This is a genomic window from Zhongshania aquimaris, assembly GCF_019312595.1.
In the GTDB taxonomy this organism is placed as follows: Bacteria; Pseudomonadota; Gammaproteobacteria; order Pseudomonadales; family Spongiibacteraceae; genus Spongiibacter; species Spongiibacter aquimaris.
Genome location: NZ_JAHWDQ010000002.1, coordinates 590,723 through 605,931 on the forward strand (window position 1 = coordinate 590,723; position 15,209 = coordinate 605,931).

Below are 15,209 nucleotides of genomic sequence, written 5' to 3' on the forward strand. Positions count from 1 at the left end.
AAAAAGGTCGATATGAAGCCAAAGTATCATTCAGCAAAAACCATACTTTCTCCTCTGACACGTTTGCGAGAAGAGGGTATTTCCGTCGGTCAAGCCTTGACCGGAACAGGCCTTTCATTGTCGATATTAAATAAGCCAGAGCAGCACGTTAACCTCAGCCAAGAGCTTATGTTTTTGCGTAATTTGCGCAAGGCGACGGGCAATCCGGCAATTGGCCTGAAGGTTGGCTCGTGCTATCCACTTAGTCTGTTTGGTATCTATGGCTATGCCTTGATGAGCGCGGCAACGGTGCGAGATGCACTTAAGCTAGCCTATGAATTTGTCGAGCTGAGCTTTGCATTTTATGAACACAAAATGTCGTTTCGCGGTGAACATATTGTGATGTCTATGAGCGCTGACGACTACAATGACGATGATGTCGCGATGCTCAATGAGCGCGAAATGATTGCCACACTGATGATTTTGCGCGGTCTAATGGGAGAGGAATTTCGCTTACATTCGGCAACGCTACGCAATGCACCGCAGGCATCTGCTGCCGAGTACGATAAATATTTTAATTGCCCTGTCACGTTTAACGCCGATGAAAATGCCTTAGTTTTTTCTGCTGATTTGCTGCAGATTCCAATTCTGCAAAGCGATAGTGATACGGCGAGCTTGTGCATTGAACGCTGTGAACGGTTAAAGGCAAGGTTGACGGAAGAGTATGATATTGAAGATGAGGTGCGGGAGTTAATACTGCTGCGACCGGGCTATTTTCCGCCTATTGAAGAGTTAGCTGCCAAGCTAAATATGTCTGGCCGGACCTTGCGACGCAAGCTGACAGCGCAGGGAATTGGCTATCAAAAGATAATTGATGATTTGCGTTTTCAACTGTCCCGGGAGTACTTGTCGACTACTAACATTAGTATTGAGCAGATGTCGCTACTATTAGGTTATAGCGACCCCGCTCATTTTTCTCACGCCTTTCGCCGTTGGGCTGGTGTGGCGCCATCAGAATTCCGCTCTTCATTTGTTGCGGTGTCGCGATGACGGAGATCGCTTGGGTTTACCCCCGTCCAGCGCTTGTAGGCGTGACAAAAACTGGATGAATCGGAGTAGCCAAGTCGTACCGCAATTTCCTCAATCGTAAATGTCGTGCTTTGCAGGTATTCGATGGCGAGGTTTCTGCGCACATCCTCAAGAATATCTTTGTAGCTGGTGCCTTCTGCGCTGAGTTTTCTCTGTACCGTGCGCGCTGTCATGTTGATGCGATCTGCAATCGTCTCCAGGGTGAATATCTCGCGTGGTGACGACAGGATATGGTTGCGCACGACGTCTGAGAAGGTGCTGTTTCGCGCCAGCTGTAAGCAAATTTTGGCGCATTGATTACCGTAAATTCTTGCGGTTTCAGGCTCAGATTGTGCTAGCGGGTGATACAGCAGCTTGCTGTCGAATGCGTAGTAATTTTCCGATGAATTAAAATGAATGGGGCATTTAAAATAGTCGCTATAGACATGGGCGTAGGCTGGCTTTGCCTGCTTTAAATGCACCTCCAAGACGGGGAGGTCCTGGCCTAGTGCTTCTTTGAAAATAGTGTGGGATGCGACTAGACCTCGATCGACCATATACTGGTAGCTGCCACCAAGATCCCGCAATTTCTCTAAGCTAACGTAGGCTCTATCCCCTCTAACTGTTGTGTTCCACTGCATGTATGTCCACGTCATTAAGATATTTTTATACAGCACCGCCATGCCAGATAGCAGGTTCTCGCTAGTCATTATCGCAAGACCCAGCAAGCCGTAAGCAGACAAATGGTAGCGCCCACCGACAATTAAACCGAGCTCAGGAACGTCGATGCTTTCGATCACGGCAGTCGTAAAGCTTAGTTCCTGGTGAGGTGTTAATTCGTATGTCGGGTCTTCAAGCGCCTGCGGTGGAATGCCCGCCGCGTCAAGCATGGGGGCAGGATCTAACTTGTATTCCTTTAGTAAGGAGATCAAGGGGTTAAGCCCGTAGCTCAGATGTCGGGAGGGCGGGGTGCTTAATGACGACCTTAGCTCCATGACTGGAATCTCTTATTGTGATTATGAAAGCTGTCGTAAATTAACAACCATAATGTCCTCTGTAAACATCTAACTTCTCATTTCGCGCGGATAGTATGGTCACCTAATTATCGATTTCTAGAAAAACCATAAGAATAGAGGTGAGAAAATGACTAGCCAGTCTGCCCAAGAGCTAACACATCCAGAAAGTAGTGATTACAGAAATTTAGCTGCCCCCATTTACACTTGGGAGAGCACGCCAAAAGGTGCCTTGACTATGTCTGGTGCCGAGGCTGAGCTGCCTGAGCACATTGCAGAGTTTCAGAAAACGCTGCGTAATTTTGCGCTGAATGTCATGCGTCCGATAGGCATAAAGTTAGATCGCATGACGCCGGAACAAGTGATTGCCAAAGATTCACTGTTTTGGGAATTCCGTAAAAAATATTTGGAGCTAGGCGTTACGGTTGAGGCGCTAGGCGAAATGGAGCCGCAGGAAGCGGCCTTGCTGTTTTCCATTTTATTTGAAGAATTGGGTTATGGCGATGCTGGCCTGGCGATATCGGTCGGTGCAGGGATATTGCCCCAGTGGTTGTGCGCGAAGTTTGGCCGCCAAGATTTACTTGATGAGTTTCCTGATGCGGTATTGGGTTGCTGGGGTATTACCGAGCCAGATCATGGTACGGATATGCTCGACCCGAGTCGTCAAATTGTATATCCCGGTAGCTCCTATGGCCGCCCCAACTTAGTGGCCGATTTAACCGGTGACGACATTGTATTAAATGGTCAAAAATCTGCGTGGGTTTCTAACGGGATCATTGCTGATGTATGTATTTTGTATTGCGCGGCGGATTCAGGAGATGGGCCGTCAGCCACTGAAGGCTGCGCGTTGGTTTTTCCAATGGATTTGCCCGGTATTAGCCGTGGCAAGCCATTAGATAAAATGGGGCAGCGGGCATTAAATCAGGGCGAAATATTTTTTGATAATGTACGTATTCCACGCAAGTATTTGCTGGCCGGGCCAGAGGATTATCAGCGTGCAGTGTATTGTATTCACGCCGAAGCCAACGCTTTGATGGGGGCAACATTCACTGGTCTCGCGCAAGCGGCGGCTGATTTAGCGCTCGACTACGCTCACGAAAGAAAGGCGGGTGGCGTTCCGATTATTCAGCATCAATCTGTGCGCAGTCGTTTGTTTCATATGTTTAGAAAAGTAGAAATTTCACGTTCGCTTACCCGCCGAGGTTTGAATTTTAATAACGACCCTAAATTGGGGACACCTTCGCTTTGTGCCGCGATGTTCTCCAAAACCACCGGCACTCAACACGCATTTGAGGTCACTAGTGACGCCTTGCAAATCTTTGGTGGCAATGGCCTGACCAAAGAGTATCCGCTAGAAAAAATGCTGCGCGACGCGCGTGCTTCTCTTATTGAGGATGGCTGTAATGAAGTCTTGGCCATCAAGGGTGGCAGCTACCTTATCGATAGTGAAAAACTTTCATAAGGAAGTAATACAGTGAAACAGAATGCTTATGTTGCCGGCGTCGGAATGACGCCGTTTGGCAACGCTATGGATAAAACCCTCAATGATTTGGCCTGTGCATCTATCAAGGATGCCTTAAAGGATGCTGGTATTCCCAAAGAGGAGTTGAACGCGGCCTATATGGGTAACGCTGCAGGTGGCGTTATTACCGGCCAGGTTTGTGTACCCGGGCAGGTTGCCCTGCGCAGTATGGGGATTGGGAAAATACCTGTTATCAACATTGAAAATGCATGTGCAACTTCTGCAACGGCCTTTCAGCAGGCTTGTACCATGGTGACTCTCGGGGTCTATGACGTGGTGTTGGTTTGCGGTTACGAAAAGCTTTATCACGAAGATAAAAACAAAACTTTTTCGGTTTTTACCGGTGCGATTGATGTCACCCAAACCGAGGCAATTACGCAGCGATTGCGAGCTCGTAATGACGCCATTGGCCAAGCGCTGGATATGAGCGGCGCGGGCAGTAGCCGTTCTATCTTTATTGATATCTACGCGACGTGGGCGCGTGAGCATATGCATCAGTACGGCACGACGCGCGAGCAGTTGGCGGCGGTGTCAGCTAAAAACTCCGTGCACGGTAGCTTGAATCCAAAGTCACAGTTTCAAAATGTAATTTCGATAGAGGATGTCCTCGCTGCTCGCGAAGTAGTTGCGCCACTCACCTTGCCGATGTGCGCACCGATTGGTGACGGTGCGGCAGCGGTGATTGTTGTGAGTGAAAGTTATGCCAGGAAAATAGGTAAGGGACGCTGTATTAGAGTAAATGCGTCTAGCCTGCACAGCGGTTGGGATGCCAGTGAAAATGAGCTGCCAATGGTGTCGGGTGCAGTTGCACAGCTTTATGAACAGGCAGGATTGGGCGCTGAAGATCTTAACTGCGTGGAGCTTCACGATGCATCGGCGATTTCAGAAATAAAATATTACGAATACTTGGGTTTGTGCGCGAATGGGGCGGGTGGCGAATTTGTCGCTAGCGGAGCGTCATCCCTGGGTGGACGCGTGCCGGTTAATACTTCCGGTGGATTGATGCGCAAGGGGCATCCGATCGGTGCCACTGGCGCGGCGCAAATTGTAGAGCTGGTTATGCAGCTTCGCGGCGAGGCCGGTGCGCGTCAGGTTGGTGGCGCCAGGGTTGCGCTTGCCGAGAATGGTGGCGGTTATATCGGTACAGATGCGGCTGCCTTGGTGCTTAGTATCTTGTCAAAAGAATAATAAGGGAAGGGATATGAAAGATCTCAGAATATTTTCTAATTTAATTGAAGATAAAAAAAATTCTAATCCAAACCTTGATGTGCTGACCTTCGTCAATGTACTTCCCTGCGGCGATCTTGAGCACGAAACGAGAACGTATAAAGGTTTGTGGGATCAGGGACAGCGCGTTTTTGCCGGTTTGAAGAATGAAAAAATGGCGCCGGGTGAGAGCTTTGCCATTGTCATGCAGAACCATCCAGAATTTGTAGATTGTATGGTGGGGAGCTCGCTCGCCGCGACCGTATTTGTTCCTATTGATCCGCGTACCAGCGGCGAGCGTCTGGAGTACATGTTGAGTTGGGCTGACTGTCAGGGCGTTGTTTGCGCTGATTATTGCCTGAACAATGTATTGGCTGCCTGTAAAAAGTTGCCGCAGATACGCTGGATCTGGGTTATGCACAGCGGCGAGTTAATGAAAATGCCTGGCAATGACCCGCGGTTGAAAAAATGGAGTGATATAGCGCACGCGGCAATAGATGAATCAGAGGGGCGTGTGCAGAGTGCAGATGAAACGATGCAGATGCTCTATACCTCTGGCACCACCGGTGATCCAAAGGCTATTCGTGCACCTTACACCCGGTATGACACAGTGGCGTCAATAGGGCCAATGATAGGGCTCCGAGAAAATGACAGGCCTTATACTGGTTTGTCTTTTACCCATGCCAACGCCCAGTTAATTAGCTTGGGAAATATTTTAAAAATGGGTTTGCGTGGCGTTATCAGTCGCAAATTCACCAAGTCTAGATTGTGGGATATTTGCCGAGCTTATAGTTGCACCACGTTTAACTTGCTCGGCGGTATGACAACTGCAATCTACAGCGAACCGGTGCGGCCAAATGACGCCAATAATCCTGTGCGATTTATATTAAGCGCAGGCATGCCCGGTGCAATCTGGAAGGACTTCAGTAAGCGCTTTGATGTGGAGCTCTTTGAGTTTTATGGCGCTGCTGAGGGCGGCATGATGTTCAATCCGCCAGGGGTGGGACCTATTGGGAGTATTGGTAAGCCGCCTGCCAGTTTAACTGCCCGGATTATTGATGAACAGGGTAATCCATGTGCACCAGGCGAGCGTGGTGAAATTGTTTTTGAGGCGGCGTCAGGCGAGCCCTTGGCTGTTGAATATTACAAAAACCCGGAGGCATCCAAAAAGAAGACGTCCGACGGCGTTCTGTATATGGGTGATATTGGCCATCAAGACGAAGATGGTTGGTATTACTTTGACAGTCGTAAAGGGGATGAAATTCGCCGCAATGGCGAGTTTGTTGATATCGCCAAAATAGAAAAAACCATTGCCGAATTTGATGATGTTGAAGATGTTTTTGTCTACGGCATTCCATCCTTAAATGGAGCTCCGGGTGAGAAGGATGTGATTGCTGCAGTAGTGCCGGTAGAGGCTAGGTTATTCGATCCGGATGTGCTGGTGAAGCATTGTCGGGAAGTGCTGGGGCGCAACGATTTACCGAGCTATATACAGGTCATGTCGGAGATTCCCAAAACCGCTTCTGAAAAACCACAGTCACGTTTTTGCTACGAGTTTTTTATGGAGCAAAAAAATCATGTCTATGACGTGGCTTCGTAATTACAAAATTAAAATAATAAATATTTTTGTGTCGTAAATTAACAGTGAAAGGGTCGGTAATGAGCATTACTGAAAGACTAGTTTAAAACTAGCATATGGTCATAATCTGATAAAAATATTTTTTACGTAGTTGAAATAAGAAGTGCATTGAATAAGTAACGAGGTCGTAACGCTGGATTTACAAACGGCCACATCGCGAAAGCAGGAAGTTTGTAGATGGATGAGATTCGGTTTCACTGCACAAAGATGTCAAAACGAGATATAGGTTTGCGGTTATTGAGCTTAGAACGCTTGTCGTTGCAGCTAGAAAGTAAAACCTCCCCATTTGGGCAGGTCTTTTCTAAATGATCGCGAAGTAGGATTGGTCCAACTGGTTTTCAGACAATAACAGCGCAAAGTGCTATGTATGTGTATTAAAAGTCTGTTGGATGATATGCGTGGCTAGGTGAGATGTAGCCGAACAGCGACACGATAATTGTGTGTAAAGAGCGTTTCATAGTGTCTCTTTGCAATGAAAGAGGTAGAAAACCTTAATGAATACAATAAGAAATAGAATAGCGTTAGCGGTGTTGGAGAATAGAAAAACTGCGTGGTTTTTCTTTACCGCCGTGACAATATTTTTTGCTATGGGCTTAAAAAACGTTGAGCTTAAAACGATATTTTCTGACTTGCTTCCCAAGGATGATCCTTTTATTCAAGTCTTTAAGGATCACCCAAACTTTGGTAATCCCCTGACCTTTACCTTAATGGTAAAAACGAAATCAGGGGATATTTACAACTCGGACACCCTCGCCAAAGTGTGGCAATTAACACGTGATATCGATCTGTCTCCCGGTGTGGATCACGATCAGATATTGTCAATCGCGTCGGCCAAAGCGCGCTATGCAGAGGCCACCCCTTTCGGTATTGATGCGCAGCCTCTGATGGGTGATTCGGTGCCGGTTACCGATGAGGAAATCGCCCGATTTAAGGAGAATGTGCGTAAATCACCTAATGCACAGCAGTTCTTAATATCTGGAGATGAGACGGCAACGATCATTTCGGCTACGTTTATCGAACAGCGCCTAGACTATGGCGTTGCTTTTAAGTTTGTTAAAGATCTCGCCGATAATGCCCGCGATGCGAACCATGAAGTCTATATGGCGGGTCAGCCGGCGCTGACTGGCTGGGTGTACGAATACCAGCATCAAATGATCGGGATTTTTGCGATCACTCTGGGCGCTCTAGTTATCGCCTTAATTCTGTACACCCAGAATATCGCCGGTGTTGTTACGCCAGTGTTTGCCAGTATGGTTGCGGCAATTTGGGGTTTTGGTTTCGCCGGTTGGATGAAGCTGCCAATTGAGCCTTTGTTGATGATCGTGCCGCTATTACTTATTGCGCGGTCCTTCAGCCATTGCGTGCAGTTTACCGAGCGCTTTTATGAAGTATTTGCGCAGGTGGGTGACAAGGTGCGTGCTGCCGGTATTACCACTGGGCTTATGCTGGCGCCGTCAATCTTAGGGATTATCACTGACGCGGCGGGTATCTTTCTTATATCGATTGCGCCGATTCCCGCGATGGAACGTTTCTCTTTGTTTTGCGGCTTCTGGGCGATGATGCTTGCGCCAACAGGGGTCTTCCTTGCGCCGTTGCTACTGTCGGTATTACCGGCTCCGAAAAATCTCGATAAGATTATTTCCGATGAGTCGGGCGGTGTGCACGGCCGAGTGAAGTCAGTACTCGCTTGGATTGCAACTTTCTCGCAAGGTAAGCGCGCACGATATACCACCGTAGTGGTTGTATTAATTGCCGCTTTCTCTACCTACCACGCGATGCGTATTCAAATAGGTAACCCGGTCGAAGGCAGTAACTTGCTATGGGAAGACTCTGAATACAATGTGTCGGTCGCAAAAATCAATCAGCATTTTCCAGGCGTGAATACTCTTGAAGTTATTCTAGAGGCTAAGGACCCCAACAATTCAAACCGCGTTGCCCGTCAGGCGGAAACGGTTTCGACGATGTTAGAGCTGCAAGCCATTATGGAGGCCGGCGAAGACGCACCGCGCGCGACTTTGTCTTTCGGTGATTTCTTGATGGACGCGAATCGTCTGATTTCCGGCGGTCACCCTAAGTGGTTGCCTTTGGATAATACCGATTCGGCGGTGAATGCGGCAACGTCTGCGGTGTTGATGGGCACCAGCCCTAAAGCCTACTCCCACGTTGTCGACTTTGAGCTACAGAACTCCACGGTGTCATTTTGGTATCCCGATAATAAGCAGGCGACAGTCGATCATGCGCTCGCTTCTGCTGAAGCTGCGATTGCCAAGGTAGGTATTGATCACCCTGACTTCACTGTGCGCTTGGGCAGCGGAACGATTGCGATTCAACAGGCGATTAATCACGTAGTTGAGCGCTATCACTGGCTAATTATGAGCTTGCTCAATCTGGTGATTTTGTTGGTGTCGAGCTACGCCTACCGCTCGCTTGTGGCGGGTATGGTTTTGCTTATCCCGGTTAACCTTTCCAATATGATTCTGACGACGTGTATGTCGTTTATGGGTATAGGCTTAGATATTAATTCATTAATGGTGGCGGCAATTGGCGTTGGTGTGGGTATCGACTACGGCATCTACCTGCTGAGCAGAATGTGTGAGGAGTATCAAGAGCGCGAAGATTATGGCCAGTCGATTACTGCGGCATTAACAACTACTGGCAAGGCCATTATGTTTACCGCGAGCATAATGCTGATCGGTATTCTTCCTTGGTACTTCCTGTCCGGGCTTAAATTTCTTGCCGATATGGGGCTGCTACTCGTGCTGGTAATGCTGATCAATATGGTAATTGCGCTGCTTGTATTGCCGCTGTTGGTGTGGCTGATAAAGCCGAAGTTTATTTCCAGCAAAGACATTATGGTGCTGGGCGAAGGTGTCGATATAGCTAAGTTGATGGCTGAAGATACGCAAAAAAAACAAGCTGAAAGTCACAATAGTTTAAAAGCCGAAACAGTATAAAGACGCTGTTCTGAATGCTGTTTTAACACGACGTAAGAAGACAACAATAAAAGGGTTTATCCCGGAGGAGTATTATGCACATCAAGAAATATGACACCAATTTTAGTCGTCGTCGTTTTATGGAAAACACCCTCAAGGGAGTGGGAGCGGCTGGCGTGCTAGCCCCGTTGTGGCCACTTATTGCTAACGCAGGTGATGTGAGTAAGGCCTATCCTGACGAGCTGCTATCTATCGAAATGTACACCAAGGGTAAGGTGAAGCCGGGCGATATCATCACCGCCGACAATGTTGAACATGTAAAAGAATTGTTGGACCCGATTGCCTATATGCACGTGAAGGAAATGGGGCGTCGGATTCATATTGTTGAGCCGGTTAAGGACGTAAGTCGTATATTTCCTACCGAATATCTGGAAGCGACATTGCGAAACCAAGGCAAGGCGGTTATTGGTAAAGACGGCAACGTTTACACCAAAAGCGGCGAGCCGTGGATTGGTGGTACGCCTTTCCCTGAGCCCAAAAATGGGGTTGAGGCGCAGTATAATTTGACCCTGAGTTGGGGGCGTCACGATTACTCGCAGTATGCAGTGCGCGATTGGGATATCGATTCATCCGGTGACTTGTCTTATCAGTATGACTTTGTGTGGACGGAGTTAAATACCACTGCGCGCACCGACGGCACTGTTTGGAAAGATAAGAAAGATCTCCTGCGTTACCAGTCAGTGTTCTTTACTGCACCGAACGACAGTGCCGGTACGTCGTTCTTAAATATTTGGGATTACGATCAACGCAAATTCCCCGAATTGCACGGTTATATTCCCGCGTTCCGTCGTGTTCGCCAGTTCCCTACCAATCAGCGTTTTGAGCCATTGGTGCCCGGTATTACCTTGTTCCTTTCTGATGCATGGGCAGCGGGTGATCCACTGCAAACCTGGGGCAATTACAAGATTGTGGGTCGTCAGCCAATGTTGGGTGCGATCGGTTCTAGGAACTTCCACGGCGGCTATCACGACAACTGGGAAAAACCTGTTCACGGCGGTCCTAAAGATCAAACCTTCTTCGACACCTATATGGAATTGGTACCTGAATGCATTGTGGTCGAAGCAGAGCCAACCGGTTATGCGCGGGCGCCCGTCGGTAAAAAGCGGGTTTGGATCGATGCTAGAAATCAGATGTATGTCGCCTATGTGGTCTACGATCGCCGCGGCGAAATGTGGAAGTCGTTTGAGCCACACTACGCCATGCAGGATAACGACAAGATGACCCGCAACGATGGCTCACATCCCGCTTGGTCTTGGTCTAGTGTGCACAGCCACGATATTCAGTCGAACCGTATGAGTCGTTTTGTTCAGGCTAAGTCGGTCACGGGTGGTTACCAAAGCGGCTACGATCCTGGCGACGTGGATGTCTTTAATAAGTTCCTCACAATTCAGGCCATGCAGCGTCTTGGGGGTTAATGTGAGAACCGTAAGCAATAAGGTGAAATGCCTTCTACCGCTGCTCTTTGTTACTGCAATAGGTGCTGCTAACGCGGCGCCACTGCAGAGCGAGATGGTTAATCAGGGGCATGCTCACGAGGCATTGTTTGCCATTAATGTGAGCAAAGACGGCCTTATTGCGGTCGGCGGCGCCGGGCAAATAAGCAGCAGTAAAGACGGCCAGTCGTGGCAGCGAGTTAACGTTGAATTGGCGGGCCGGTCTTTGTTGGCGGTGTCTGATTTGAACGGTAATGCTATTGCGGTTGGTCAGCAAGGTGTCATCGTTCGACGTCAAGGCGAGGCGTGGCTAGAGCAGACCTCGCCCACCACCGAAAGATTGTTTTCTGTCGCCCAAGATGGAGCGGGATTTGCCATCGCTGCCGGTGGCTTTGGCACGGTTTTACGCTCAATCGACAGCGGTGCGAGCTGGGAAAAACTGGCTATCGACTGGCAGGAGCTAATCGGCCAGCCCTACGAACCTCACGTTTACAACGTCACTGTGGATGAGCTGGGGCGCGCTTATATGGCGGGTGAGTTTGGCATGATTGCGCGCTCCGACGATCAGGGTAAAACCTGGCAGGCTCTGCACAGTGGTGACGAATCATTATTTGGTTTGGCCTTGGGTGAGCGTGGTTTGGCTTATGCGGTAGGCCAGAGCGGCACCATCTTGCGTAGTCAAGATAGTGGTGAAAGTTGGTCAAAAATAGAGTCTGGCAGTGACGCAATTTTACTAGACGTGTCTATTCGTGGTGATGATCGCGCAGTGATAACCGGTATACGTGAAGCCCTATCGGTTGCCGCTGGCAGTTCAAGCGCCACTCGGCTTGATAACTCTCAGTTGCTGACATCTTGGTATTGCGATGTGGGCGTGTTTAACGGCGAGTTCTATGTGGTCGGTCAGCAGGCAAATGTTTTAAAACTCTCTATATAAAAATATTTTTGGAGATTATCGTGTATGAAAAATAATAATCAGCTGGCGACAGCTATCTCCCTGGTTTCGCTTGGACTCAGCAGTGCTGCGTGGTCGGCAAACGGAGAATTGTTTGGAATTGATTACAGTTCCAGTGGTTTTATTCGTGTAGAAGCCGCGGCCAAAACCGTAAGCGAAGAAAACCCATTTAATCAGCGTGGCAATGTATTTAATGGCGTGACTGTTGATCGCAACGGTGGCGTCAATGCCGGCACTCTGCTTGGCTTAAATCTACCCTTTTCGGTCGGCTTGCCGCTCACTGATACGGCCACGCGCAATGGTGAGCAAGCAAATAACGATTTCAACTTCACCCAGGTGAGGTTGGAGAATACCTTGCAGCTGCGCTTTAGCGACAATTGGTCGGCGACTGCAAAAGTACGCGGTATTTTTGATGCCGCGCAATACGATGAGTTTGACCCAAATAGTGTGAACAGTAATGCGGCGGGCTTTTTATACGGCGAACCAAATTATTTTGAGTACGACGACTTTGAAACCGGCGGCGTTCAAAATCGCTTAGAAGTTGCCGGTGATAACTATATGGTCGATTTCCCCTCTCTATATTTAGATTACCAAAACGGACCTATATTGGTTCGTGCGGGTAATCAACAAATCGCATGGGGGCAGGCTTTATTTTTCCGAGTAATGGACGTTGCTAACGGCTTAGACTTGCGTCGCCATTTGATTTTAGATTTCGCATCAGAGGAATATGCAGACGAGCGTATTTCTTCCCCGGCGATAAGAGTGTCTTATCAGCTAAATGCAAGCTGGGAGTTGGACATGTACGCACAGGCTTTTCAGCCAACCGTCTATGCTAACCCCAATACGCCCTATAACGTTATTGCCAGTCAATTCACCGTACATGATCGGTACAGTGATGCGAACGAAGAAATTAATAGTGGTTTTCGCTTAAAGGGTAATATCGGTGATTTTGGTTTGCAGTTTATGTACACCAATCGCTACAACCCGGATGGCGTTTTTCGCTGGACCGCATCTAACGTAAATCGCGACGCGCCGGGGATCCCAGGCAGCGGTTTAATTTTATCTCAAACGCCACTTGAAATTGATCCGACTGGTGTGTGGAGCGCAGAGGAATGGTTTACCTATGCGGGTATGGCGCGGCTAGATGGCGTTGAAGGTCTGAATAAACTAATTACAGATTTCCCTGCTTCGCAGCTGCTATTGGCGAGACCGGTAAATGGTATTGACGCTGCGAAAGAAGAACTCGACTTGTTCTTTATTCTCACTGGTGGCGCGGGCAGCGTAATCACCGGCAATGGTATGGGTGGTTTACGTGGCCACATTGAGCGTGAATATAAGCGGGAAGACATATTTGCCACCGGTTTTAGCTATATTTTCAGCGGCGAACCGGGAAGTTGGCTCGACCAGTTGATTCTTAATTTCGAAGTATCATTTACACCTGATCGTACTTTTACATCACCAGATCTTGGTCAGGATTATCTGGTTGAAGATGAATTTATCTCGGCCTTGGTTTTAGAAAAATACCAGCGTTTCAGTCGCAGTTTTCCAGCAACTTACTTTGTCTTCCAGTGGATGCATCGCACCGAAAGCGATTTGTTTGGTCGACATTTGAGCGGCATGGGTGGAACAATCAATAATGCGCCCACTGGAGTTGATGCTTGGGATGGTTTGGTGCTGGCTCTACAACAACCTTTCCCGGGCTTGGTGTGGCGCGCTGACCTTTCGGTTCTATATGACACACGTGGCGGTGTTTTTGTGCAGCCAGCACTCAAGTGGAAGCCAAGTGGCAATTGGAATATTGAAGCCTTTTACACTTATATCGATGACGATATTAGCTCAAACGCCAATGAAAATATTATGCAGACCTTTGATTGGGCTGAAGAGTTTGGCTTGCGGGTAGCGTATCAGTTTTAACAACCCACCCTGCCGAGGCCGCGCGCCTCGGGTCTTGTCCATGTAATAACGGGACCTTTCCGGCGGGTAACTCCGCCGGCTTTTTCGTCAATGGGGCACGTGATGGTATTTCATATAAAACGATTTGATCGCAATTACGCCCGCCGTCAATTTTTAAAGAAAACGGCAGGCTTGGCTGTCGGTGGTTTACTGATGCCGGTATGGAAGGCCATGGCGAATAATGGCGATTTCGCACCCGCCTATCCCGACGAATTACTGTCGATAGATGAATACACGAAAGGTAAATTAAAAGCGGGTGATTATATCGACGCAAGTAATGTCGATATTGTTAAAGATCTACTTGAACCCGTTAAATATTATCAGATTAAAGAAATGGGGCGCCGTTTACGGCTGCGGGAAACCACCCGCGACATCATGAAGTTAAGCCCCTGGGAATATCTTGAAGCCAGCTTTAAAAATCGCGGGCAGGCCAAATTTGATGACAAGGGTAATATTGTCACACTGGATGGCCAGCCGTGGATCGGCGGTATGCCCTTTCCCGATGCAAAAAACGGCCTGGAATTGTTTGCGGGCTTGACCATGAGCTGGGGGCGTCACGACGCTTCTTTTTATGCCATTCGCGAATACGATTTAAGTCGTGAAGGAAAAATAAACTACCAGTATGAAAACGGTTGGGCTGAGTATGCGCCGACTGGGCGACTGGTCTTGCCAGGTGTTTATTGGAAGGGCCATGAAGATAAGTTGCGTTACCAGAGTGTCTTTTTTTCCGAACCGGATAGTGTGCGGGGCACATCGTACCTGAATATCTGGCATTACGATCAGAATAAATTTCCTGAGTTGTACGGCTATATTCCCGACTTCAAACGTATTCGACGCTTTCCTACTGACCAGCGCTTCGAGCCCTTGGTACCTGGCTCAAGTTTGTACTTGTCCGATGCCTGGGCCGCCGGCGACCCACTCCACACCTGGGGTAATTACAAGATTGTCTCCCGTGGTCCTATGTTGGCTGGTGTGAGCGGTGGCTGGAACTCCGCAAGTGAAAGCTGGGCGCACACAACCCACGGTGGCCCAAAAGGTGAGACCTTTTGGGATACCGATGTTGAGTTAGTGCCAGAGGCCATAGCCGTAGACGCCGAACCGACCGGTTTTCCACGCGCCCCGGTGGGTAAGAAACGGGTGTGGTTTGACGCGAGAACACAGTTGCCGCTGGGCATGGTGTCCTTTGATCGGCGAGGGGAAATATTCCGCTCCTTTGATGGCGCTTACGGGCTCTATGAAGATGGCGAAAAGCGGGTGATGGACGGCAAGCATCCGTATTGGTCGTGGGGCCATGTGCATGCCTTCGACGTTCAAACAGGGCAGATGACTCGACTCGAACAGATGGCCAGTATGAGCGGTGGCCATAAAATGATGGTGAACTCCCAGGATATTTACGATCGCTATTTAACGAATGGCGCACTGAGACGATTAGGTAATTAATAGTTTATTGT

The 15,209-nt window shown here is 48.6% G+C and carries 10 protein-coding genes; 9 read left to right on the forward strand and 1 reads right to left on the reverse strand.

The annotated features are described in order from the left end of the window. Positions 1-12 precede the first annotated feature (12 nt). Positions 13-1,029: an AraC family transcriptional regulator gene (locus KXJ70_RS11460; RefSeq protein WP_219043632.1), complete on the forward strand. Its 1,017-nt coding sequence runs from the start codon at positions 13-15 to the stop codon at positions 1,027-1,029. Here the strand turns inward: KXJ70_RS11460 and KXJ70_RS11465 are convergent. Further along, positions 957-1,979, reverse strand: a complete 1,023-nt coding sequence (locus KXJ70_RS11465) for an AraC family transcriptional regulator (RefSeq protein ID WP_219043633.1) — start codon at positions 1,977-1,979, stop codon at positions 957-959. The genes KXJ70_RS11460 and KXJ70_RS11465 overlap by 73 nt on opposite strands. A 211-nt stretch (positions 1,980-2,190) precedes the next feature. On the opposite strand from KXJ70_RS11465, the gene KXJ70_RS11470 reads away from it, so the two are divergent. The 8 genes from KXJ70_RS11470 to KXJ70_RS11505 all read left to right on the forward strand — a co-directional run bounded on the left by KXJ70_RS11470 (position 2,191) and on the right by KXJ70_RS11505 (position 15,198). Continuing rightward, positions 2,191-3,522: an acyl-CoA dehydrogenase family protein gene (locus tag KXJ70_RS11470; RefSeq protein ID WP_219043634.1), complete on the forward strand. Its 1,332-nt coding sequence runs from the start codon at positions 2,191-2,193 to the stop codon at positions 3,520-3,522. A gap of 12 nt (positions 3,523-3,534) precedes the next feature. Beyond that, a complete protein-coding gene (locus tag KXJ70_RS19570; RefSeq protein WP_219043635.1) occupies positions 3,535-4,770 on the forward strand; it encodes a thiolase family protein in 1,236 nt (411 codons plus the stop codon). Between the two features lie 13 nt (positions 4,771-4,783). Then, the gene (locus tag KXJ70_RS11480; protein ID WP_219043636.1) at positions 4,784-6,388 is read left to right on the forward strand and encodes an AMP-binding protein; all 1,605 of its coding nucleotides are present in this window, start codon (positions 4,784-4,786) and stop codon (positions 6,386-6,388) included. Between the two features lie 533 nt (positions 6,389-6,921). Further along, positions 6,922-9,381, forward strand: coding sequence for an efflux RND transporter permease subunit (locus KXJ70_RS11485; RefSeq protein ID WP_219043637.1), 2,460 nt, complete (start codon positions 6,922-6,924; stop codon positions 9,379-9,381). A gap of 74 nt (positions 9,382-9,455) precedes the next feature. Next, entirely contained in the window at positions 9,456-10,835 is a 1,380-nt protein-coding gene (locus KXJ70_RS11490) for a DUF1329 domain-containing protein (RefSeq protein ID WP_219043638.1), read from the forward strand. 1 nt (position 10,836) lies between these two features. Next, entirely contained in the window at positions 10,837-11,787 is a 951-nt protein-coding gene (locus KXJ70_RS11495) for a WD40/YVTN/BNR-like repeat-containing protein (protein ID WP_219043639.1), read from the forward strand. Between the two features lie 24 nt (positions 11,788-11,811). After that, positions 11,812-13,719 (forward strand): DUF1302 family protein, encoded by a 1,908-nt coding sequence (locus tag KXJ70_RS11500; protein ID WP_219043640.1) that lies wholly within the window; start codon positions 11,812-11,814, stop codon positions 13,717-13,719. 102 nt (positions 13,720-13,821) lie between these two features. Then, positions 13,822-15,198, forward strand: a complete 1,377-nt coding sequence (locus tag KXJ70_RS11505; RefSeq protein WP_219043641.1) for a DUF1329 domain-containing protein — start codon at positions 13,822-13,824, stop codon at positions 15,196-15,198. Positions 15,199-15,209 lie beyond the last annotated feature (11 nt).